Source organism: Prescottella sp. D32 (assembly GCF_037287305.1).
GTDB lineage: Bacteria > Actinomycetota > Actinomycetes > Mycobacteriales > Mycobacteriaceae > Prescottella > Prescottella equi.
The window spans coordinates 69,702-91,915 of the sequence record NZ_JARBSW010000007.1 but is presented as its reverse complement, the minus strand read 5'-3'; the positions used below and the strand labels follow the sequence as shown (position 1 = coordinate 91,915).

Below are 22,214 nucleotides of genomic sequence, written 5' to 3'. Positions count from 1 at the left end.
GGGTCAGATCGTGAAGGCCAGGTGGTCGACGATCCGGCGACCCACCTCGGTGTCGCCGCCCAGTTCGAACTCCGGTACGTGCTCGGCCGCTGTCGTGCGACCGGTCGCCAACCGCGTGAACAGGCGCGAATCCATCGCGATCGTCGACGTCGCCGGCCCGGACAGCTCCGGCACCACCGCGGCGCGTCCGTCGACCTCCACGTGCAGCGTGCGGGCCAGCGGTCCGGACAGCTCGAACGTCACCCGGGCGCCCTCCGGGGCGTGGCCCAGCTTGCCGACGACGAAGCCGAGTGCACCGGCGATCTCCTGGAACGCCAGGTTGCCGCGCGAGCCGCCCTCGTCCCCGGCGGGACCGCCCAGCGCATCGCGGATGTCGTGCTCGTGAATCCAGCAGTCGAACAGCCGGATTCGCATGAAGCGGCCGTACGTGGCCGGTCCGGCCGGGGTGACGGCGGCCGCGTCGAAATCGTCCTGCGTCATGTCGCCGAGCACCTCCAGCCGGCTGGAGGTGATCTCCCGGAACATCGCGAGGATCTGCGGCCCGGTGTGGGCGCGCAGCCCCTCCACCCAGCGTTCGTTGAGCGCGCCGATCTCGTTGCGCACGTGGGCCAGTCCGTGCACGTCGATCGCCGTCGCCGGCGGTTCGAGGCCGGACAGCATCGACTCCGTCCCGATGATGTGCGAGACGACGTCGCGCACCGTCCACCCGGGCAGCGCGGTCGGGGTCAGCCAGGCGTCGCCCTGCACGGTGGAAAGCACGTCGTCGAGCACCGCCCACTGCTCGGACAGTGCGTCGACCAGGATGCCCTGGGGGAACTCGCTCATCTGTCACTCTCCGTTTCCGCCGCGGGGAGGTCGACGACCTCACCTCGATCGACACTCTGCCAGTCGCGGCCCCGCACGTACGGCTCCAGCGCGCGTCCGATGTCCGCGGCGTCCGACGCGCCCTTGATCCGCTGGATCTCGTAGACGTGCGGGAACTCGAGCAGTTCGGTGACGGTGTTCCAGAGCCGCACCGCGGCCTCGCCCGAGGGCGGATCGATCAGCACCGGGCCGAAGAACGCGGTGCCCTGGACGAACAGCGTCGGCACCCCGAATCCACCCGCCGCCACCACCCGGTCGTGATCCGCGCGGACGTCGTCGTGCGTGGTGGGATCGGCGAGAGCGGCGTCGAGTAGCGCCGGATCGAGGCCCAGGCGCTCGAGCAGGCCGCGGGCTACCGCCGGGTCGTGCGGTTTGCCGCCGTCGACGTGCAGCAGGTGACCGGTCGCGAAGTGCCACCGGTCCAGCAGATCCATGCTCTCGCGGCGCAGCAGCGCACCGACCCGCATCAGAGACCACCCGTACGACCACTCGCGCTCCCACGGGTGCTTCTGGTCGTCGCGGCGGTTGATCTCCTCGAGGCTGAAGAAGCGCCACGCGATGTCGATGCCGGTCTCGGCGCGTACGTGCCGGATCCAGCGCGACGCGTGGAACGCGAACGGGCACATCGGGTCGAAATGGAAGTCGACCGAGGTGATCGGCTCGGCGTCGGTACCCCTGTCCGTGGCCACCCTGCCACTCTAGGACCGAACGACGGCCGAGGCGACGACTCGACACGCAAACGTCGTACCGGGTCGGCTTTTCGAACGATTCGGGCGAAACCGCTCCGGAGATGCAGCCGAAGGTGGACCATCGACGCAGACCGATCATGCGAATCACCGTTCACATGAGGAGCCGCCGTGTTTCCGGGAACCTTCGTCGCCGGCACGCCCGACAAGCCGGCGGTCATCCGCCCCGCCACGGGTGAGCAGCTCACCTACCAGCAGCTCGACGAGCGGTCACTGCGGCTGGCCCGGTACCTGCGCGCGATCGGGATGCGGCCGGGCGATCACCTCGCGGTGGTCGCAGGCAACGACCTGCGGGTGCTCGAGGTGTACTGGGCGGCGCTGCGATCCGGGCTTTACATCACCGCCGTCAACTGGCATCTCACCCCGGCCGAGGCGGCGTACGTCGTCGACGACTGCGAGGCGTCGGCACTGGTCGTCTCGGCGGACGCGGCCGCGGCCCTCCCGGCGGATCCGACCGAGCTCCCGAAGGTGCGCTGCCGATTGGTGTTCGGGGGAGCGGTCGACGGCTACGACGACTACGAAGCGGTGCTCGCGCAGCAGTCGGACGAACCGCTGGAATCCCAGCCGCGCGGGCAGGACATGCTGTACTCGTCGGGCACCACCGGCCGGCCCAAGGGGATCAAACCGCAGCTGCCCGAGGGGCAGGTACACGAGACCGTCGACCCCTACACCGCGGTGTTCGCGCCGATGTACGGCTTCGACGCCGACACCGTCTACCTGTGCCCGGCACCGCTGTATCACGCTGCGCCACTGCGCTTCTGCGGCACGATCAACTCCGTCGGCGGGACCGTGATCGTGATGGACCGGTTCGACGCGGCCGAGGCGCTCGCGCTGATCGAGCGGCACCGCGTCACGCACAGCCAGTGGGTGCCCACGATGTTCGTGCGGATGCTCAAGCTGCCCAGCGAGATTCGCGACCGCTACGACGTGTCCAGCATGCGTGTCGCGATCCACGCCGCCGCCCCGTGCCCGGTCGAGGTCAAGCGCGCGATGATCGACTGGTGGGGCCCGGTGATCCACGAGTACTACGCGTCGACCGAGGGGGCGGGCGCGACGTTCATCGACAGCGCCCAGGCGTTGGCCCGCCCCGGGTCGGTGGGCCGCGACGGGGTCCTCGGCATCGTGCACATCTGCGACGAGGCGGGGCACGAACCGCCGACGGGGGAGATCGGCACCGTGTACTGGGAGCGCGACCAGGTCCCGTTCGAGTACCACAACGATCCCGTCAAGACGGCGTCCGCGCAGCACCCCGACCATCCGACGTGGACCACGAGCGGCGACATCGGCTACCTCGACGACGACCGCTTCCTGTATCTCACCGACCGCGCGGCGTTCACCATCATCTCCGGCGGGGTCAACATCTATCCGCAGGAATCCGAGAACGTCCTCACCCTGCATCCGAAGGTGTACGACGTCGCGGTCATCGGCGTGCCGCACGACGAGATGGGGGAGGGGGTCAAGGCGGTCGTCCAACTGGTGGACGGTGTGACCGGGAACGCAGACATCGAACGCGAACTGCTCGACTACGTCCGTGAGCGCGTCGCGCACTACAAGGCGCCCCGATCGATCGACTTCGTCGACGACCTACCGCGCACCCCGACCGGGAAACTCGTCAAGCACACCCTGCGCGCGCGGTACGTCCCGGCGTAGGGATCGGCGCGGGGTCACAGCTCCCGGAAGTGCTCCTGCAGGACGGCGGCGTGACTGTGGTCGAGGTCCTTGGTGGCGGTGAGCAGGACGAGGGGACGGTCTCCCGCGAGGGTCAGCACGCGCTCCACGGCGCTGCGTCCCTCCGCGGATTCCAGCTCCGTGAGATAGCGGGAGCGAAACTCGCCGAACTCTGCTATGTCGTGGCTGTACCACCGCCGCAGATCGGTCGACGGCGCGAGGTCCTTCGCCCAGTCGTCGTAATGGAACGAATCCTTGCGCAATCCGCGCGGCCACAGCCGGTCGACGAAGACTCGGAAACTCGGTTCCGCGGCCGGATGGTCGTACACGCGTTCGATGTCGACGGCCCGAGTGGGCATCTCCGAACCTCCGTTTCTTGGGCCTACCCGGACGCGACGTTACGTCCGTGTGAAATGGTGAGCTGTATCACAAAAAGTGTCTCTTACAGTGGTATACCTCTGTTCGGACTCGATTCAGACACTCCGGCCGACTTGCGCGTGCCCCTTGCTCACGGTAGTTCTGCTTACCATCGTGGACCACTTGCATCGGTCGGGTCATCGTCCGTCGATCGCTCGATAGTTGCCGCCCGTCGCGGCAGGCACACCATCTACCGCAGGAAGTCGAAACATTGGATACATCGAAGAGCGCGGCACAGGTGCGCCCATCGGTCGGTGTCGTTCGGGAGACGAGCGACGGCGAACGACGGGTGGCACTGGTGCCCAAGGTTGTGGCGTCACTGGCCGCCAAGGGAGTCGACGTCGTCGTCGAGCCCGGTGCCGGACTGGGTGCCCTGATTCCCGACGAGCTGTACAAGGAGGCCGGCGCCACCATCGGTGACGCGTGGACCTCCGACGTCGTCGTCAAGGTCGCACCCCCGTCGGACGAAGAGGTCGGCAAGCTCCGCTCCGGGCAGACGCTGATCGGCTTCCTCGCCCCGCGCAACGCCGAGAACCAGATCGGTGCGCTGTCCGCGGCCGGTGTGAGCGCGTTCGCCGTCGAGGCGATCCCGCGCATCTCCCGCGCCCAGGTGATGGACGCGCTGTCGTCGCAGGCGAACGTCGCCGGCTACAAGGCCGTCCTCGTCGCGGCGTCCGAGTCCACCCGCTTCTTCCCGATGCTGACCACCGCGGCCGGCACCGTGAAGCCCGCGACCGTCCTGGTCCTCGGTGTGGGTGTCGCGGGTCTGCAGGCGTTGGCCACGGCCAAGCGTCTCGGCGGCCGCACCACGGGTTACGACGTGCGTCCCGAGGTGGCCGACCAGGTCCGCTCGGTCGGTGCACAGTGGCTCGACCTCGGCATCGACGCGGCCGGCGAAGGCGGCTACGCCCGTGAGCTGACCGACGCCGAGCGCGCACAGCAGCAGCAGGCGCTCGAGGATGCCATCAAGGGCTTCGACGTCGTCATCACCACCGCGCTGGTGCCGGGTCGCCCCGCGCCGCGCCTGGTGACCGCCGCTGCCGTCGAGGGCATGAAGCCCGGCAGCGTCATCGTCGACCTCGCCGGCGAGACCGGTGGCAACTGCGAGCTCACCGAGCCCGGCCGGACGGCCGTCAAGCACGGTGTCACCATCTGCTCGCCGCTGAACCTCCCGGCGACGATGCCCGAGCACGCCTCGGAGCTGTACTCGAAGAACGTTGCGGCCCTGATCGAGCTGATGCTCGACGAGAACGGTGCGCTGGCACCCGACTTCTCGGACGAGATCCTCGCCGGTGCGTGCGTGACCGGATCGAAGGAGACCCCCTAGATGTACACCGAACTTCTGGCGAACATCGCGATCCTGGTCCTGGCCGGGTTCGTGGGCTTCGCTGTCATCTCGAAGGTGCCGAACACGCTGCACACGCCGCTGATGTCGGGCACCAACGCCATCCACGGCATCGTCGTGCTCGGCGCGCTGGTCGTTCTCGGCCACCTGCCGTCCGACGCCCCGTGGTCGATCAAGATCATCCTCTTCGTCGCGCTGGTGTTCGGCACCCTGAACGTCGTCGGCGGCTTCGTCGTCACCGACCGCATGCTCGCGATGTTCAAGCCGAAGAAGGACGCGCCTGCCGTGAAGAAGGGGGCTGACGCCTGATGAGCTACCTCGTCTCCATCCTGTACATCGTCGCGTTCGCGATGTTCATCTACGGTCTGTCGGGCCTGACAGGCCCGAAGACCGCGGTGCGCGGCAACTACATCGCTGCCGTCGGCATGCTGATCGCGGTCGTCGCGGTCCTCATCGACATCCGCGACACCGACCACTGGGGCCTGATCATCGGTGGTCTGCTCGTCGGTATCGTCCTCGGCGTCCCGCCGGCACTGCGCACGAAGATGACGGCGATGCCGCAGCTCGTCGCGCTGTTCAACGGCGTCGGCGGTGGCACGGTTGCGCTCATCGCGTGGGCCGAGTTCCTCAACTCCGACGGCTTCACCACCGTCGAGACGGTGCCGTCGGTGCCGTTCATCGTCGGCTCGCTGTTCGCCGCCATCATCGGTTCGGTCTCGTTCTGGGGCTCGCTGGTCGCGTTCGCGAAGCTGCAGGAGCTGTTCAACAAGAACTTCGAGAAGAAGGTCGTCGCCTCGGCGAAGGCGTTCCAGCTGGCGAACATGATCCTCGCGGTCGTCTCGGTCGGCATCGCGATCTACATCGGCATCCAGGCCGACCCGGCCAACGATCCGACGTCCGCGCTGTGGATCGTCGGCCTGCTCGTCGCCGCCGGCGTCATGGGTCTGTTCGTCGTCCTGCCGATCGGCGGCGCCGACATGCCCGTCGTCATCTCGCTGCTCAACGCGCTCACCGGTCTGTCGGCCGCGGCCGCGGGTCTCGCGCTCAACAACCAGGCGATGATCGTCGCCGGCATGATCGTCGGCGCGTCCGGCTCGATCCTCACCAACCTCATGGCCAAGGCCATGAACCGCTCGATCCCCGCGATCATCTTCGGCTCGTTCGGTGGCGGTGACGCCGGCGGCCCCGGCGGCGCGGCATCCGGCGGCACCGTCAAGGCCACGTCCGCGTCGGATGCGGCGATCCAGATGGCATACGCCAACCAGGTCATCGTCGTCCCCGGCTACGGTCTCGCCGTCGCGCAGGCCCAGCACGCGGTCAAGGAGATGGCGGCCCTGCTCGAGGAGCGTGGCGTCGAGGTCAAGTACGCGATCCACCCGGTCGCCGGCCGCATGCCCGGTCACATGAACGTCCTGCTCGCCGAGGCCGACGTCGCGTACGACGCGATGAAGGAGATGGACGACATCAACGGCGAGTTCGCGCGCACCGATGTCACCGTCGTCATCGGCGCCAACGACGTCACCAACCCGGCCGCACGCAACGACTCGAGCTCGCCGATCTACGGCATGCCGATCCTCAACGTCGACCAGTCCAAGTCGGTCATCGTGCTCAAGCGCTCGATGTCGTCGGGCTACGCCGGCATCGACAACCCGCTGTTCACCGCAGACGGCACCTCGATGCTGTTCGGTGACGCCAAGAAGATGGTTTCCGAGGTCACCGAGGAGCTCAAGGCCCTGTAGGCCTCGGCGCATCACGGAAGACGAAGACGGCAACTGGCGGACGCGTCCCCCTCCGCCCGTCAGCTGAAGGGTCCCTTCACTCGCTCCCAGCGGGTGAAGGGACCCTTCCGCCGTTTCAGCCGACCGCGACGGCGCGGGTCGCGGGCCGGTCCACGATGCCGGCGAAGCGGGCCGCGACCAGGACGCACACCAGCGGCACCACCATCGCGACCGTGAGCGGCACCAGGTGGGTGAGCCAGCCGATGGTCGCCGGCCCGGCGAGGAAGCCGATGTACCCCATGCCCACGACGCGGGACATGTTCGCCCCCGCAGCCCCGGCCCCGAGGTTCCCGGCCGCGGTGAAGATCTGCGGCACGCACCCCGACAACCCGAGCCCGAACAGGGCCCAGCCGAGCAGCGTCGTCGGCAGCCACGGCGACACCACGACCGTTGCCATCCCGGCCGCCGCGATCAGCGTCCCGTACCGGACCACGGCGACCGGACCGAGCGCCGAGCTGACTCGGTCCGCGGTGAACCGCCCCACCGTCATCGTCAGCGAGAACGCGCCGAACGCGAGCGCGGCCACCGACGCCGGGACGTCCAGATGCTCCTTGACCTGCAGGGTGGACCAGTCGTTGGCGACGCCCTCGGCGAGCATCAACGCGAACGCCACCGCGCCCAGCGCGAGCACCCGTGGCGAGTACCGCCCGCGCCGGCGTTGCCCGTGAGGTTCGGGCTGCGGATGCGCCGACGGCGGAAGCAACCGGGCGGTGCACAGCGCCACAGCGGCGAAACCCAGCACCGACGACGCGGCCAGCGTGACGGCCGGTGACCAGCCGGCCCCGATGGTGACCGCGCCGACGAGCGATCCGACGACGCCCCCGATCGAGAACATGCCGTGGAAAGCCGACATGATCGGGCGGCCGTACTCGCGTTCGGTGAGGACGGCCTGCGAGTTCATCGACACGTCCAGGGCGCCGTTGCCGAACCCGAAAACCAGCAGCGCCAGACCCAGCTGCCACGCCGTGGACGCGAGCCCCGGTCCGATCACCGCGATCGACAGCAGGATCCCGCTCAGCGCGACCAGCAGTCGGCTGCCGTATCGGTCGGCGAGCGGCCCCGCCAACTGCATCCCGGCGATCGCGCCGAGCGCGAGCAGCAGAAGCAGCGACCCGAGCGTCGAGTGGGCGATGTTCGTCCGGTCCTCGATCGCGGGAATGTGGACCACCCACATCGCGAGCAGGAAGCCGTTGATGCCGAACACCCCGAAGATCGCGGCGCGGGCGGCGGTCAGGTGGCGCGGGCGCGGGGTCGGGGTGTCCACGTTCCCCTTTGTACCGAATCCCGCGCGCAGCTGAAGGGACCCTTCGTGCGCTGACAGCTGCTGAAGGGACCCTTCAGCTCGCGAGCGGAGCGAGCGAGGGGCGGATGCGGGGGAGGGGAGCGAGTTCAGAGCAGGGCGAGGAGGCAGGTGACCGGGTCGTGGAGCGTCGCCCCGAGGTCCGCGAGGAACCGCGACGCCTGTTCGCCGTCGACGAGGCGGTGATCGACGGTGAGGCCGAGTGTCGTGACGTCCCGCGCGACGATGTCGTCGCCCACCACCCACGGCCGCCTCGTGATCGCGCCGAGCGCGAGGATCGCGGCCTCGCCCGGGTTGAGGATCGGGGTGCCGGTGTCGATGCCGTAGACGCCGACGTTGGTGATCGTGATCGTTCCGCCGGTGAGGTCGGACGGCGTCGCCCGCCCGGCCCGCGCGGTGTCGGTGAGTGCGCCGATCGCCCGGCACAGCTCGGACAGGGGCAGCCGATCCGCGTCCTTGACGTTCGGCACCATCAGGCCTCGCTCGGTGGCGGTCGCGATGCCGAGGTTCACGTAGTGCTTGGTGACGATTTCCTGCGCGGCCTCGTCCCACGCCGAGTTCAGCGACGGATGCGCCCGCAGCGTCAGCAGCAGGGCCTTGGCGACCAGCGTCAGCGGGGTCACGTGCAGGCCGTCGAACGCGGCCGCTGTGCGCAGTCGCTCGAGCAGCCGCACCGACTCGGTGACGTCGACGGTGAGGAACTCGGTGACGTGCGGTGCGGCGGCGGCGCTGGCGACCATGGCCGCCGCCGTCTCGCGTCGCACCCCGCGGATCGGCGTCCGCGTCTCGCGGGCGTCCTGGGCGTCGCGGCGGGCGTGGACGGCGCCCGACCGAACTGCCGGTGGCCGGGACACGTGCGGCTGCGGACGTCGGCGTCTGCTGACGGTGGGCGCCGACGGTCCGTAGCCGACCAGCACCACGTCCCGGCGGGGAGCCGGGGGAACCTCGTCCTCGTCGCCGGCCGTCTCGACGCGGATGATGGGCGTCCCGACCGGCACCGTGGTCCCGGGCTGCACGAGCAACTCTCGCACCACCCCGGCGAACGGCGACGGCAGTTCCACCGATGCCTTCGCTGTCTCGACCTCCCCGATGGTCGCGTTGAGTTCGACGGTGTCTCCGACCGCGACGGCCCACGACACCAGTTCCGCCTCGGTGAGGCCCTCGCCGAGGTCTGGCAGCCGGAACTCCTCGAGGCGGCTCATGCGAGCACCTCGTCGACGGTGGCGAGGATGCGGTCGGCGTCGGGCACGTGGTGATGCTCGAGCTTCGCCGGCGGGTACGGGATGTCGAAGCCGCCGACCCGCCGCACCGGCGCCTCGAGCCGGTAGAAGCACCGCTCGGACACCCGCGCCGCGATCTCCGCGCCGAGGCCCAAGAAGACGGGAGCCTCGTGCGCGACGACGAGCCGCCCGGTCCGCTGCACCGACTCCTCGACGGCCTCGAAGTCGATCGGCGCCAGCGAGCGCAGATCGACCACCTCGAGCGAGGTGCCCTCGTCGGCGGCGATCGCGGCGGCCTGCAACGCGGTCGGCACCATCGAGCCGTACGCGACGACCGTGACATCGGTGCCGGGCCGGGCGATCCGCGCGCGGTGCAGCGGCAGATCCGGCGGGTCGTCGAGGTCCACGGCGCCGCGGTCCCAGTAGCGCCGTTTGGGTTCGAGGAACACGACGGGGTCGTCGAGCGCGATCGACTGCCGGATCATCGCGAACGCGTCGGCCGGGGTGGCGGGGCAGACGACGCGAAGCCCCGCCGTGTGCGCGAAGTACGCCTCGGGGGACTCCGAATGATGCTCGACGGCACCGATCCCGCCGCCGTACGGGATGCGAATCGTCAACGGCGCCTTCACGTGTCCGCGGGTGCGGTAGTGGATCTTGGCGACCTGCGAGACGATCTGGTCGAACGCCGGGTAGACGAAGCCGTCGAACTGGATCTCGCAGACGGGCCGGTATCCGCGCAGCGCCAACCCGAAAGCCGTTCCCACGATCCCGGATTCGGCGAGTGGGGTGTCCATGACGCGCGCCGGCCCGAAGTCCTTCTGCAGTGCGTCGGTGATGCGGAAGACGCCGCCGAGCTTGCCGATGTCCTCGCCCATCAGCAGCACCTTGGGGTCGTCCTCGAGTGCCCGGCGCAGCCCGGCGTTGAGGGCGGCGCCCAGCGTCAGCGTGGTCCTCGGTGTCGCGCTCGTGGTGACGGTCATGACGCTGCCTCCTCGCCGGTGGTCAGGGTGTCGAGGTAGGCCCGGTAGGCGGCGCGCTCCTCGTCGATCAGCGGATGCTCGGTGGCGTACACGTGCTCGAACAACTCGTCCGGTCCGGGATCGGGCGCCTCCAGCGCGCCGGCCCGCAGCCGGGCGGCGACGTCGTCCGCCCGTCCCTGCACTCGGGCGTCGAACTCGGCGTCGAACAGGCCCTCGCGCTCGAGGAGGCGCCGCATCCGGTCGATCGGGTCACGGGCCCGCCACAGCTCCGACTCCGCGGCGGTGCGGTAGCGGGTCGGGTCGTCGGACGTGGTGTGCGGACCCATCCGGTACGTGACGGCCTCGACGAACGACGGTCCGCCGCCGTCCCGCGCGCGGCGGGCTGCCTCGCGGGTGACCGCCAGCACCGCGAGCACGTCGTTGCCGTCGACCTGGACCGCGGGCATGCCGTATCCGGCGGCACGCGCCGCGATCGGGGTGGGGCTCTGCAGGTGGACTGGTTCGCTGATGGCCCACTGATTGTTTTGGCAGAAGAACACCACCGGTGCCGCGAGGCTCGCCGCGAAGCCCAGTGCCTCGGACAGATCGCCCTGACTGGTCGCGCCGTCCCCGAAGTACACGACGGTGGCGATCTCGGCGCCGTCCAGGTGCGCTCCCAGCGCGTACCCGGTCGCGTGCAGACCCTGCGCGCCGACCACGATCGCGGGATTGGTCATGTTCACCGTCGCCGGATCCCAGCCGGAGTGCGCGCACCCCCGCCACATCCGGGTCATCACGTGCGGGTCGACGCCCCGGCAGTACGCGACGGCGTGCTCGCGGTAGCTCGTGAAGATGTAGTCGTCGCGCTCCAGCGCGCGTGCCGACCCCACCTGGGCGGCCTCCTGGCCGAGCAGCGGCGCCCAGATACCCAGTTGGCCCTGCCGCTGCAACGCGGTGGCCTCGGCGTCGATCCGCCGCGATACGACGAGATCCTCGTACAGGGCGCGCAGCTGCTCGGGCCCGACGTCGGACACCAGCGCGGCGTAGTCGGGCCGGTGCACGCGCTGTCCGTCGGGTTGGACCAGCTGCACCGGGAAGGCGATTCTGTCGGCCATCGTCGGTCACCTCGTCGCATCGATCCGGGTCCGCCTCGTGAGCGGATGCCCGAATGGGTGTGCTCTACCTCACAGCATCCACCGTTCGGCGATCTGCGCAAGCGAAGTCGCAACGATTCAGCACGATGCACGGTTTCGGGGGGCGAAACGGTGGCACACTGCGAAAGGTGACCACTCTCGACGCCACCGACGCCCGTCTGCTGCTCGAGCTGTCGCGCAACCCCCGGGCCACGGGCGTGGAACTCGCGCAACGGCTCGGGCTGTCGCGGAACACCGTGCAGGCGCGGCTGTCCCGCTGGGAGGGGTTGGGGGCGCTCGGCGGTTTCGATCAACTCGTCGATCCCCGGGCGCTGGGCTACCCGCTGGCGGCCTTCGTGTCGACGCGGGTCGACCAGCACCAGCTCGACGCGGTGGTGGACGCGCTCGCCGACATCCCCGAGGTGGTCGAGGTCTACGGCATGACGGGGCTGACCGACCTGTCGGTCAAGGTGGTGGCGACCGACGCCGACGACCTCTACCGGTTGGCCGGGCAGATCCTCAAGATTCCCGGCGTGGAGCGCACCAACATGGCGCTCGTGATGCGCGAACTGGTCGGGCCGCGCACGGCGCCGCTGCTCGCGCGCGCCGCGCACGGTCGTGGATCGCAAACACCCGCGCGGGGGCAGCCCGGCGACTAGCATCGTCGGACGGGCGTCGACCGGGGGTGCGGGATTCGACGGAAATGACCGGCATGACGAATCGATCGATCCGAACAGCGGATACAGAATGCGGGACACCGGAGGGGAGTGGTGCGCAATGAGTGTTGTCGGCCTCGACGAGGACGCCGTCGCGAGCTGGATCACCGGTCTCGGTGTGGGCGCACTCGCGCCGCTGTCGTTCGAGCGCATCGGTAGCGGGCAGTCGAATCTCACCTTCGCAGTGCGCGATTCGGGGGGCGGCCACTGGGTGCTGCGACGGCCGCCGCTCGGGCAGTTGCTGGCGTCCGCGCACGACGTCGGCCGCGAGTACCGCATCCTGGCCGCGCTGCAGGGAACCGGTGTCCCGGTGCCGAAAATGCTTGGTTTGACCGATGATCCGGCGATTACCGATGTGCCTCTGGTGCTGATGAGCTACGTCGACGGGATCGTGATCGACGACGAATCGGTAGCCGAGCGCCTCGACCCCGAGCGCCGACGCGCCATCGGGCTCTCGCTGCCGAAGGCGCTCGCGAGCATTCACCGGGTGGATCTCGAGAGCGCGGGTCTCGAGGGCCTGGCCAGTCACAAGCCCTACGCCGAGCGGCAGCTCAAGCGGTGGTCGGCCCAGTGGGAACAGTCCAGGACCCACGATCTGCCCGCGATCGAGGACTTGGCGGCGCGCCTCGCCCGCAACGTCCCCGAGCAGACCGAGACCACTCTGGTGCACGGCGATTTCCACCTGAGCAACGTCATCACGTCCCCCGAAGAGGGCCGGGTCGTGGCGATCCTCGATTGGGAACTGTGCACGCTAGGCGACCCGCTCGCCGACCTCGGAGGGCTGCTGGCGTACTGGCCGGAGCGTGGTGACGGTGTGCGGGGGCCGTTCATGGCGTCGACGCTCGACGGCTTCCCGACCCGCGACGAACTGGTCGAGGTGTACGTGCACGAGACCAAACGCGACGTCTCGGCGGTCGGCTTCTGGCACGTGCTCGCGCTGTGGAAGCTCGCGATCATCGCGGAGGGTGTGTTGCGCCGGACTCTCGACGATCCGCGCAACCGGGCCGAACGGGGCGGCCCCACAGCGGAACTCATCGACGACGTGGTCAGGCGCGCGGTCGCGACGGCGGACGCGGTGGGGTTGAACTGACCGGGCGTCAGTCCAACTCGAACATCAGCAACGTTGCGGCGCTGCGAATTTCGGGTGGAATCGGCGCAGGCTGCCGGGTGTCGGGATCGACGTAGACGTGCACGAATCGTCCGGTGGCGGACAGTTCCAGGAATCCCTCCGCGTCCTCGCGGAAGACCGCCAAGGCGTACACGATGTCGGAGACCTCGATGCGCTCGACGGACAGGCCCACGTGCAACTGATCGGGGAACGACAGCTCACGCACGAACCGGCACGAGGCCTCCGTCACGATCCCGATCGCGGGTAGCCGTCGGACGTCGAGGCCGGTACTCGCCATCAGCCATCCGTTGATCGCGGTATCGAAATACGAGTAGTAGGAGACGGCGTCGACGTGCCCGTAGTGGTCGTCGTCGGCCCACCGCGTCGGCACCGGCCACAGTGCCGGAAACGCCTCGGCCCGCGGTTCGGGCTCGTCGGGGGCTGCCATGAAACCGACGATAGCGCCTGCGATTCGGTCAGCGCAGCTCGTCGTCACGCCGCAACAGGGCGGGCACGGCGAACCACAGGGTGCCGAAGACCAGTGCGGTGCACGCACCGATGAGCTTGGCGACCCAGCCACCGACCGCGACCTCCGCGACGATCAGCACGGTGCCGACCATGGTCGCGGCCAGGAAGACCGAGCCGGCCAGCGCGCAGCGGTTGGCCTGACGCAGGATGTCCTCGCGCCGACGGTGCCGGAACAGGATCCGATGCCACACCGCCGGAGCGATCAGCAGTGCCGACGACATGGCGGCGCACAGCACCGTGGCCAGATGCAGGGTGCGGACGTAGTCGGACTGTTCCTGGTAGACCTCGGTGAACACGATCGCCAGCAGGAACGCGAACAGGATCTGCACCCCGGCCTGTTGCACGCGCAACTCCTGCAGCAGCTCGCTGAAGTTGCGGGCGAGGCGCGTGCTCTGCGGTTCGTCCGGGTCGTGCGGCGGCAGGCCGGCCATCGGGAACTCCTAGGCCTTCGAGGGGGCCCTCGAGAACTCCGACGCGTGGCGGATCTGCTCATCGGTCGGGCGCACCCCGGTGTACAGCGTGAACTGCTCCGCCGCCTGCAGCGCGATCACTTCCGCGCCGGTGATCACGGTCTTGCCGGCCGCCGTCGCGAGCCGGATCATCGGGGTCTCGGCGGGCATCGCGACGACGTCGAAGACCGCCTCCGCGGCGTGGACCGCGTCCTCCGGAAACGGCAGTGCTTCGGATTCGGCGCCGCCGGCCATCCCGACCGGGGTGGCGTTGACGAGCAACTGCGGATGGGCGGCCCCGAGCTCGGGAAGCCACTCGAAGCCGTAGGTGCGGGCCAGGGCCGGTCCGGTCTCGGCGTTGCGCGCGACGACCGTGACGGTGCGGAACCCGGTATCGCGCAGCGCGGCCACCACGGCCTTGGCCATGCCGCCGCTACCGGCGACGGCGACCGTGAGCTCCGGTCGCAGCTCGGCGCGGTGCAGCAGGTCGGCGACGGCCTGGTAGTCGGTGTTGTAGGCGTGCAGTTCGCCGTCCTCGTTGACGATCGTGTTCACCGAGTCGATCGCCGACGCCGACGGGTGCACCACGTCGACATGCTCGATGCACGCCTCCTTGAACGGCATCGACACCCCGCATCCGCGGATGCCGAGCGCGCGGATCCCGGCGATCGCGGCCGGGAGATCGGTGGTGGTGAACGCCTTGTAGACGAAGTCGAGGCCGAGCTCGTCGTACAGATAGTTGTGGAAGCGGGTGCCGATGTTGCTCGGCCTGCCCGACAGCGACATGCACAGGCGGGTGTCCTTGCTGACATCTCCGGTGATCGTTCGGCTCACCCGTCCACGCTAACCGGCGGCGGGGCATCGCGTCGGCGACTCGTCATCCGCAGTCGGCGGCGACAGCGGCGATCGCGTCGCGGTCGGCGGCGGTGATCGGCAGGCCGTAGCGCACGGCAACACCGAGATACTTGCCGACGTAGAAGCAGTGGTAGGCCGGATCCGACGGCAACCAGCCCGACGGCGTGCTGTCCCGTTTGGCCTGGTTCTCCGGACCACTGGCGGCGAGCAGGTTGTAGGTGACGTCGTTCGCGAAGTCGCGGCGCCGCTCGATCGGCCACCGCGCGGCGCCCATGTCCCACGCCGCCGGGAACGGATACACGTGGTCGATCTGCACAGCGTTCGCGTCCTGCTTGGTGAACGCGAGCGTCCGCCCCGAGTAGGGATCGGCCAGCGTGCCCGCGACGACGACGCAATCGCGGGTACCGCCGCGGAACTCGACGTCGGTGAGATCGGCCGCCAGGACGTCGTTGCGGGTGTCGCAGCCGTCGTGGCCGCCGGGACCGGTGTGATCGTCCGACCAGGCCGGGCCGAACACACAGGCCTGCCCGCCCTGGCATCCGCGCTCGTAGCCCGCGACGTCGGGCCGGGACCCGACCACCTCGACCCGGGCGAGAAGGCCCTCGACCGCGGTGCGGGACGGACTGCCCGGCGCGGGTACGACCGTGCCGGGCACCGCGGCGCACGCCGCCGACACGCAGGCCAGCGCGACGGCGCCGGCCCCGAGCAGAATTCGACCTCGCCCCACCGCTGCCCCTCCCCGGACCGCTCACTGTCGCAGCGAGTGTGCCGGACGGTACCGACAGGGCAGGTGCGCGCGGCCGGTTCAGGAGTGCGGGAACTTCGCGGCGTGCAGCGATCCGGCGTCGACGCCGTCGTGCCCGATGAGCCACGAGCCGCCGTTCTGCCGGCATTCGGCGATCTTGCCGAACACGCTGAGCAGGAAGCCGACCGCCTCCTCCGGCGTGCGGGTGGTGGCCAGGCGGTGTGATTCGCCCTGTTTGGTGACGTCGAGCCAGACGCCGGACTGACCGTCGAGGCGCATCGCGACGATGTGATCGGCGTCGACGAAAGCGACCTTGCGCTGCTGCCAGGGCGTACTCGGCGAGTACACCTGTTCGAAGACCTGAAGCATGATCGTCATCGGCGCCGACCTTCCCTCTGCGCCCAGTATGGGCCGGGTGGCGGGCGGGAATCCAGGGATGTCGGCTGCGGCTGGTTGGATGGACGACATGCTGCACGGGCTCTGGTCGCCGGGCACGGGCCTCCTGCTGTGGCGGGGCCCGGACTCCGAGCTGCCCGATTTACCCGAGCCCCTCGCGCGGGTGCTGCGCCGGCGCTTCCGGCGGCACCACACCGTGCACGTGCCGGCGGCCGTCGGGGTCGAGCAGCAGCGGGTCCCGGTCCTCGCGCTGGCGCCGGCCGAGGCCGCCGACGTCCTGCTCGCGGTCCCGGACGACGCGTCCGGTGTCTCGGGGGACCTGCGCTACCTGGCGCACGTCGCCCGGGGCGTCGAACGGTGGGCGCGGGCCGGTCGCGTCGTGCCCGAGCTGTACCGGACCGAGGGGCACTGGTGGCCGCGCTGGCGGCTGCTCGGCGGCGAGCGCCAGCACGCGTGGCTGGCCGAACTGGCGTCCGCGATGCCGCCGGCGCAGCGGTTCGAGGGCACCCCGCGCGAGATCCTCGACGACTTCGTCGGTGAACTCACCGACGCCGTCGTCCGCGAGCTGTTGGGGGACCGGGACGCCGAGCACCCGTTGCTGCGGGCGCTGCTGCGCGGGGAGCCGTACGACGGCGGCAACCACAAGATGGCGACCGGGCTCGACGCGTGGCGCGAGAGCCTCACGGTCGACGAGCCGGAACTGGTGTTGCGGTTGCTCGAGCCGGAGCCGGCGGAGGGTGACGAGTCGGACCTCGCCGACGACGCCTTGTGGCGTCTGCAGGTGTGCCTGCGCGCGGAGGGCGAGGCGCCCGCGCCGGTCCGGTTGCACCGGACGGAGTCCCGGCTGCTCGAGATCGCGGTGCGCAAACTCGCCGCCGCGGTGACGGCGTATCCACGGCTGCGGGACCTGCCCACCGACCCCGACAGCCTCGATCTGCTCCTGCCCACCGCGGTCGTGACCGACCTGGTGCTGCACGGGGCCCGGGCGCTCGAACACGCCGGTATCCCGCTGCTGTTGCCGCGCGCGTGGGCGGCGGCCTCGCCGTCGCTGCGCGTGAAGGTGTCGTCGCCGCCGGTACCGGCCGCCGCGGAGGACCGGGCCGTGGGCATGAACGAGATCGTCGGCTACGACTGGGAACTCGCGCTCGGCGACATGGTCCTGACTCCCGACGAGCTGACCCGGCTCGCCGAGACCCAGAGCGATCTGGTCCGGCTGCGGGGGCAATGGGTGCAGGCCGACGCCACCGTGCTGGCGCAGGCGGCCCGGTATGTGACGCAGCGCAATTCGGGGGAGGACGGGACGCTCGGAGGTCTGCTCGGGCAGCTCACCGAGGCGGAACGGCCGCCGGTCCCGGTCGAGGAACTGCATGCCACCGGGTGGGTGGGCACGCTGCTCGACGGCACGCTCGAGCCGGTGCAGGTGCCCAAGCCCGCCGGGCTGAACGCCGAGTTGCGGCACTACCAGCAGCGCGGGCTGGACTGGCTGGCGTTCATGAGCGAGACGGGACTCGGCGCGGTCCTCGCCGACGACATGGGCCTGGGCAAGACGCTGCAACTGTTGGCGCTGCTCGCGCACGAACGCTCCGACAATCCCACCCTGCTGGTGTGCCCGATGTCGGTGGTCGGCAACTGGCAGCGTGAGGCCGCGCGATTCGTGCCCGACCTGCGCGTGCACGTCCACCACGGCGCCGACCGCCGCCGCGGCGAGGACCTGGCCGCGGCGGTCCGCTCCAGCGACCTGTTCATCACGACGTACTCGCTGCTCGCCCGCGACGTGGCCGGTCTGGGGGAGCAGTCGTGGCGCCGCGTGGTGCTCGACGAGGCGCAGCACATCAAGAACTCCGCGACCGCGCAGGCCCGCGCTGCCCGGGCCATCCCGGCCGAGCACCGCATCGCCCTCACCGGCACACCCGTGGAGAACCGCCTCGACGAGTTGCGGTCCATCCTCGACTTCGTCAACCGTGGAATGCTGGGCAGCCCACAGGCTTTCCGGGCCCGCTTCGCCGTCCCGATCGAGCGGGAACAGGACGAGGCGGCGGTCACCCGGCTACGTGCGGTGACGTCGCCGTTCATCCTGCGCCGCGTCAAGACCGACCCCGCCGTCATCTCGGACCTGCCGGAGAAGCAGGAGATGACGGTCCGGGCGAATCTCACCGTCGAGCAGGCAGCGCTGTACCGGGCCGTCGTCGACGACATGCTCAAGAAGATCAAGGACACCGAGGGAATGCAGCGCAAGGGCGCGGTGCTCTCGGCGCTCACGCGCCTCAAGCAGGTGTGCAACCATCCTGCGCACTTCCTCGGCGACGGGTCCGGGGTGCTGCGGCGCGGCCGGCACCGGTCCGGCAAGCTGGCGCTGGTCGAGGACATCCTCGATTCGGTCACCGCGGACGGTGAGCGGGCCCTGTTGTTCACCCAGTTCCGGGAGTTCGGTGACCTGGTGGTGCCGTACCTCGAGGAGCGGTTCGGGACCGATGTGCCGTTCCTGCACGGCGGGGTCCCCAAGGCGCGCCGCGACCGGATGGTGGAGCGGTTCCAGGGCGACGACGGGCCGCCGGTCATGCTGCTCTCCCTCAAGGCCGGTGGCACCGGGCTCAACCTGACCGCCGCCAATCACGTGGTGCACCTGGACCGGTGGTGGAATCCCGCGGTGGAGAACCAGGCCACCGACCGAGCCTTCCGGATCGGACAACGCCGCGACGTGCAGGTCCGCAAGTTGGTGTGCGTCGGCACCCTCGAGGAACGGATCGACGCGATGATCTCGAACAAGCAGGAACTCGCGGATCTGGCGATCGGCACCGGCGAGAAGTGGATCACCGAGATGAGTGCCGACCAGTTGCACGACCTGCTGATCCTCGGCGACGAGGCGGTGGGCGAATGAGTCCGCAGCGCGGCCGTCCCGACTTCAGCGCCTTCGGTAAGCGTCGCCCCGTCGTCGGTGGTGTCGAATCGGCCTCCAAGAGAGGCGCGTTCGCGCGCGGTTGGTGGGGGCGGGCGCTGATCGAATCGCTCGAGAAGGTGGGCGACACCGGCCGGCTCAGCCGCGGCCGCACGTACGCCCGCGGCGGTCAGGTGGTGGCGCTCGACATCGCGGCCGGGCGCGTCACCGGTGAGGTGCAGGGCAGCCAGCTCGCGCCGTTCACCGCGGTGGTGACGCTGCGGACGCTCGACGACGAGCACACCGCCGAACTGGTCGAGACGATTCGAGCGACCCCGGGCACCCTCGCCGCGCTGGCCTCCGGTGCGGTTCCGCAGGAACTGGCCCCGATGCTGCTGCCCGACGGCGGACGCGAACTCGACTTCGACTGCACGTGTCCCGATCCCGGCTGGCCGTGCAAACACGTGGCCGCGGTCGCGTACCTGCTCGCCGAGCGCGTCGACCGCGAGCCGCTGACGATGCTGACGGTGCGAGGTCTCGATCTCGACACGCTGACGCGGGCCGTCGGCGGTGAGGACGACGACACCGGCCGCACCGGCACCGACGACCACTTCGGCGACGGTGCACGGTACACGCAGTTGCCCGAGATCGAGTTCGCGGCCGCGCCGGACGATCTGGACGCGATGTTGCTGCGCAAGGTGCTTCGCGACGGCGCGGAGGGCGAGACGGAAGTGGTCGCGGCACTGCGCGATCTCGACGAGTGCTATCGAGCGCTCGGCAGCGGATTCCGCAGGCGGCGATAGCCGGGAGGGCGGCCCGCTCAGGACGTCGGCGGCAGCCAGGCGCGGGCGGCTGTGACGAGGGCCGCCACGCCGATGGGCAGCGTCGGTTCGATCACCGGCGCGTAGTGCGGCGAGTGGTTGGACGGCACCTTCAGCAGGGCCGGATCGGTCATGTCGCCCGTGGTGAACAGTGACGGATCCGCACCGCCCAGGAGCCAATACGACAGCGGGGCACCGGAACTGGTCGCGAGGATCCCGACGTCCTCGCTGCCGGCGCCCGCGCCGGGATCGAGAATGTTCTCCCGTCCCAGCCACACGCCGAGGGCATCCAGCGTCTTGCGGACCGTGTCGGGGTCGTTGGTGACGATCGGGAACTGTTCGATCTCGGTGATCGTCGGCTCCTCCGGAGCCCCGGCTGTCCGGGCCTCGCCGCGCACGATGCGGTCGACGCCGTCGAGAATTCGCTGACGCACCCGTGTGTCGTAGCTGCGGATGTTGAGCTGGAGCTCGGCCTCGCCGGGGATGACGTTGGCGGCGTCGCCGGCATGGATGGAGCCGACGGTGAGGACCGCGGTCGCGGTTCCCGGGATCTCGCGGGAGATGACGGTCTGCAGGCGCAGCACCGTCGCCGCCGCCATCACGACCGGGTCGACCGACGTCTCCGGCATCGACCCGTGCGCGCCCCTGCCGACGAGCCGCACCCGCAGCGAGTCCGATGCCGCGTACGACGGGCCGGGGTGTGCCCCGATCTTGCCGGCCGGCAGGGGCGATACGTGCTGGCCGAGAACGACGTCGGGCTTCGGGAAGCGGTCGAACAGACCGTCGTCCACCATCGCCTGCGCGCCGGCGCCGAGTTCCTCGGCAGGCTGGAACACGAGCATCAGGGTGCCCGCCCAGCCGGACCGGTCGTCGGCGAGTACCCGCGCAGCGCCCAGTAGGCAGGTGGTGTGCAGGTCGTGGCCGCAGGCGTGGGCAACCGGCACTGTGGAGCCGTCGGCGTCGGTGGCCGTCGCAGTGCTGGCGTAGTCGAGCCCGGTCTCCTCGCGGACGGGCAGAGCATCCATGTCCGCGCGGAGCAGCGCGGTCGGGCCCGCGCCGTTGTTCAGGACACCGACCACCCCGGTCCGGCCCACCCCCGTGGTGACCTCGAAGCCCGCCTTCCGCAGATGCTCCGCCACGATCCCGGCGGTGCGATGTTCCTGGAAACCGAGTTCGGGATGGCGGTGCAAGTCCTTGTACAGGTCGACGAGACTCGGGTCGATCCTGATGTCAGTGGGGACGGTCATGGCATTCCCTTCGAGAGCCGTCATCCGATGCTCTCAGCTCCGGGGCGGGGCGGGGCGGCTTCTCGGCCGAGGGGTCTGATCGTTACGTTCGGTGTGATCCCGTTCCGTCCGATGACGAGCTCGCTGCGCGGGTCGTGGCCGATCGCGACGAACATTCCCGGTGACGTCCAGCGTCGACTGCTCGCCGGTGACGGTGTCGCGGACTACCAGCCCGGTGACGCTGTTCTCGCCGAGGACCTCGATGGGCTCGGCGTTGGTGACGAAGCGGACGTCTCACCTGTCCCCGTACAGATGTCGTGGGAATCTGCTGCGGGAGGCGCACACAGCCAATGGGCACACCGACCAGCACCAAAGTATCGAAACGACCTGCAAAACAAGATGAAACACCGGATGAGTATCCGGACGCACCCTGACGAACTGTTGCGGGCTGATTCAATCGTCCTCGCCGGTGATCGTTGGGGGACTGGGAATCACCGCGGTGGTCAAGGCGATGCGAGTGCGGTCCCCGCCGAAGTCGGTTTGGTACGGCGCGAGTAGCTCGGCGAGCCGTGTCTGGATCTGCACGAGGTCGTCGGTGGTGACGTAGAGCGGTGTGGTGCCGAAACCCAAGTAATTCCGCAGGTTTCGATCCTCGTTCTCGATGAACGTGTCGAAACTCTCGCCGAGTGCGCTCAGGAAGGTCAGGAAGGCGTTTCGGAGTTCTGCGTCGCTCATCGCATTGAGATCGTCGTGCCCGACGTGTGCCATGCGTTCCCCGAGCGCGAGTGTTCGTTCAATGGTCCCGCGCACGCGGCGCTCGTCGACGACGGTGACGATCTCCGCGTCGATCAGTGCCGCCACGTGCCGGTAGAGCGTGGCCTGGGTGACGCTCGGCAGTGCCGCCCGGAGTTCCCCGGTCGTCAGCCGGCGACCTCCGAGCTGCTGCACAATCCGCAACCGAACCGGATGCAGTACGACGTCGGCAATTGTCGACTTGCTCGCCATCGGGACCTTTCGCGATTATTATCACTCTGATAATGTTCTCAACATCGATACGAGCTTACC

22 protein-coding genes and 1 pseudogene are annotated in these 22,214 nt (G+C 69.7%); 8 read left to right on the top strand and 15 right to left on the bottom strand.

Annotation, left to right across the window (positions count from 1 at the left end; all coding sequences use genetic code 11):
* Nucleotides 1-3: 3 nt before the first annotated feature.
* Nucleotides 4-825 carry a maleylpyruvate isomerase family mycothiol-dependent enzyme gene (locus tag PSS76_RS23160; RefSeq protein ID WP_013415587.1) on the bottom strand — a complete coding sequence of 274 codons (822 nt, stop codon included), beginning with the start codon at nucleotides 823-825 and terminating at the stop codon, nucleotides 4-6.
* The gene (locus PSS76_RS23155) at nucleotides 822-1,520 is read right to left on the bottom strand and encodes a mycothiol-dependent nitroreductase Rv2466c family protein (protein WP_337456730.1); all 699 of its coding nucleotides are present in this window, start codon (nucleotides 1,518-1,520) and stop codon (nucleotides 822-824) included. Before PSS76_RS23155 ends, PSS76_RS23160 begins: the two co-directional genes overlap by 4 nt.
* A gap of 201 nt (nucleotides 1,521-1,721) precedes the next feature.
* Between PSS76_RS23155 and PSS76_RS23150 the strand changes: the two genes are divergently transcribed.
* Entirely contained in the window at nucleotides 1,722-3,260 is a 1,539-nt protein-coding gene (locus tag PSS76_RS23150) for an AMP-binding protein (protein ID WP_337456675.1), read from the top strand.
* Nucleotides 3,261-3,274: 14 nt separating this feature from the next.
* Here the strand turns inward: PSS76_RS23150 and PSS76_RS23145 are convergent, their stop codons facing one another.
* Nucleotides 3,275-3,637, bottom strand: coding sequence for a DUF488 domain-containing protein (locus tag PSS76_RS23145; RefSeq protein WP_005514105.1), 363 nt, complete (start codon nucleotides 3,635-3,637; stop codon nucleotides 3,275-3,277).
* Nucleotides 3,638-3,906: 269 nt separating this feature from the next.
* Here PSS76_RS23145 and PSS76_RS23140 point away from each other — a divergent pair, with 269 nt between their 5' ends.
* Genes PSS76_RS23140 through PSS76_RS23130 form a run of 3 tightly spaced genes read left to right on the top strand, consistent with a single transcriptional unit; the run spans nucleotide 3,907 to nucleotide 6,779 of the window.
* Nucleotides 3,907-5,022, top strand: coding sequence for a Re/Si-specific NAD(P)(+) transhydrogenase subunit alpha (locus PSS76_RS23140; protein WP_037084388.1), 1,116 nt, complete (start codon nucleotides 3,907-3,909; stop codon nucleotides 5,020-5,022).
* A complete protein-coding gene (locus tag PSS76_RS23135) occupies nucleotides 5,023-5,349 on the top strand; it encodes an NAD(P) transhydrogenase subunit alpha part 2 (RefSeq protein ID WP_005514102.1) in 327 nt (108 codons plus the stop codon). It begins immediately after the preceding gene.
* Entirely contained in the window at nucleotides 5,349-6,779 is a 1,431-nt protein-coding gene (locus tag PSS76_RS23130; protein WP_005514100.1) for an NAD(P)(+) transhydrogenase (Re/Si-specific) subunit beta, read from the top strand. Before PSS76_RS23135 ends, PSS76_RS23130 begins: the two co-directional genes overlap by 1 nt.
* 115 nt (nucleotides 6,780-6,894) lie before the next feature.
* On the opposite strand, the gene PSS76_RS23125 is transcribed toward PSS76_RS23130, so the two are convergent.
* The 4 genes from PSS76_RS23125 to pdhA form a co-directional block, all read right to left on the bottom strand.
* Nucleotides 6,895-8,082 carry an MFS transporter gene (locus PSS76_RS23125; RefSeq protein ID WP_084969010.1) on the bottom strand — a complete coding sequence of 396 codons (1,188 nt, stop codon included), beginning with the start codon at nucleotides 8,080-8,082 and terminating at the stop codon, nucleotides 6,895-6,897.
* A gap of 125 nt (nucleotides 8,083-8,207) precedes the next feature.
* On the bottom strand, nucleotides 8,208-9,320 hold the full coding sequence (locus PSS76_RS23120) for a dihydrolipoamide acetyltransferase family protein (protein WP_084870860.1): 1,113 nt from the start codon (nucleotides 9,318-9,320) through the stop codon (nucleotides 8,208-8,210).
* On the bottom strand, nucleotides 9,317-10,318 hold the full coding sequence (locus PSS76_RS23115; protein ID WP_337456674.1) for an alpha-ketoacid dehydrogenase subunit beta: 1,002 nt from the start codon (nucleotides 10,316-10,318) through the stop codon (nucleotides 9,317-9,319). The genes PSS76_RS23120 and PSS76_RS23115 overlap by 4 nt, the downstream gene beginning before the upstream one ends.
* Entirely contained in the window at nucleotides 10,315-11,412 is a 1,098-nt protein-coding gene (pdhA, locus tag PSS76_RS23110; RefSeq protein WP_337456673.1) for a pyruvate dehydrogenase (acetyl-transferring) E1 component subunit alpha, read from the bottom strand. The genes PSS76_RS23115 and pdhA overlap by 4 nt, the downstream gene beginning before the upstream one ends.
* A gap of 167 nt (nucleotides 11,413-11,579) precedes the next feature.
* Here pdhA and PSS76_RS23105 point away from each other — a divergent pair, with 167 nt between their 5' ends.
* Both PSS76_RS23105 and PSS76_RS23100 read left to right on the top strand, forming a co-directional pair.
* Nucleotides 11,580-12,089, top strand: coding sequence for an Lrp/AsnC family transcriptional regulator (locus tag PSS76_RS23105; RefSeq protein WP_084956993.1), 510 nt, complete (start codon nucleotides 11,580-11,582; stop codon nucleotides 12,087-12,089).
* Nucleotides 12,090-12,207: 118 nt separating this feature from the next.
* A complete protein-coding gene (locus PSS76_RS23100; RefSeq protein WP_013415596.1) occupies nucleotides 12,208-13,236 on the top strand; it encodes a phosphotransferase family protein in 1,029 nt (342 codons plus the stop codon).
* Nucleotides 13,237-13,243: 7 nt separating this feature from the next.
* Here PSS76_RS23100 and PSS76_RS23095 read toward each other — a convergent pair whose 3' ends face one another.
* The 5 genes from PSS76_RS23095 to PSS76_RS23075 all read right to left on the bottom strand — a co-directional run bounded on the left by PSS76_RS23095 (nucleotide 13,244) and on the right by PSS76_RS23075 (nucleotide 16,209).
* Entirely contained in the window at nucleotides 13,244-13,702 is a 459-nt protein-coding gene (locus tag PSS76_RS23095; protein ID WP_013415597.1) for an acyl-CoA thioesterase, read from the bottom strand.
* A gap of 28 nt (nucleotides 13,703-13,730) precedes the next feature.
* Entirely contained in the window at nucleotides 13,731-14,213 is a 483-nt protein-coding gene (locus PSS76_RS23090; protein ID WP_005514086.1) for a DUF6328 family protein, read from the bottom strand.
* 9 nt (nucleotides 14,214-14,222) lie between these two features.
* The gene (locus tag PSS76_RS23085; RefSeq protein ID WP_013415598.1) at nucleotides 14,223-15,065 is read right to left on the bottom strand and encodes a shikimate 5-dehydrogenase; all 843 of its coding nucleotides are present in this window, start codon (nucleotides 15,063-15,065) and stop codon (nucleotides 14,223-14,225) included.
* Nucleotides 15,066-15,108: 43 nt separating this feature from the next.
* Complete coding sequence (locus tag PSS76_RS23080) at nucleotides 15,109-15,813, bottom strand: HNH endonuclease family protein (RefSeq protein ID WP_337456672.1); 705 nt, start codon at nucleotides 15,811-15,813, stop codon at nucleotides 15,109-15,111.
* 78 nt (nucleotides 15,814-15,891) lie between these two features.
* Nucleotides 15,892-16,209 carry a hypothetical protein gene (locus PSS76_RS23075; protein WP_005514083.1) on the bottom strand — a complete coding sequence of 106 codons (318 nt, stop codon included), beginning with the start codon at nucleotides 16,207-16,209 and terminating at the stop codon, nucleotides 15,892-15,894.
* A gap of 88 nt (nucleotides 16,210-16,297) precedes the next feature.
* On the opposite strand from PSS76_RS23075, the gene PSS76_RS23070 reads away from it, so the two are divergent.
* Both PSS76_RS23070 and PSS76_RS23065 read left to right on the top strand, forming a co-directional pair.
* Entirely contained in the window at nucleotides 16,298-19,105 is a 2,808-nt protein-coding gene (locus PSS76_RS23070) for a DEAD/DEAH box helicase (protein WP_491963294.1), read from the top strand.
* Nucleotides 19,102-19,905 (top strand): SWIM zinc finger family protein, encoded by an 804-nt coding sequence (locus tag PSS76_RS23065; protein ID WP_069855966.1) that lies wholly within the window; start codon nucleotides 19,102-19,104, stop codon nucleotides 19,903-19,905. The genes PSS76_RS23070 and PSS76_RS23065 overlap by 4 nt, the downstream gene beginning before the upstream one ends.
* Before the next feature lie 17 nt (nucleotides 19,906-19,922).
* On the opposite strand, the gene PSS76_RS23060 is transcribed toward PSS76_RS23065, so the two are convergent.
* The 3 genes and pseudogenes from PSS76_RS23060 to PSS76_RS23050 form a co-directional block, all read right to left on the bottom strand.
* Nucleotides 19,923-21,170, bottom strand: coding sequence for an amidohydrolase (locus PSS76_RS23060; RefSeq protein WP_084969012.1), 1,248 nt, complete (start codon nucleotides 21,168-21,170; stop codon nucleotides 19,923-19,925).
* A 104-nt stretch (nucleotides 21,171-21,274) separates the two neighbouring features.
* Nucleotides 21,275-21,440 (bottom strand): annotated as a pseudogene (locus PSS76_RS23055) (thioredoxin-disulfide reductase); the annotation flags it as partial.
* A gap of 162 nt (nucleotides 21,441-21,602) precedes the next feature.
* A complete protein-coding gene (locus tag PSS76_RS23050; protein ID WP_084846432.1) occupies nucleotides 21,603-22,154 on the bottom strand; it encodes a helix-turn-helix domain-containing protein in 552 nt (183 codons plus the stop codon).
* Nucleotides 22,155-22,214: the final 60 nt, after the last annotated feature.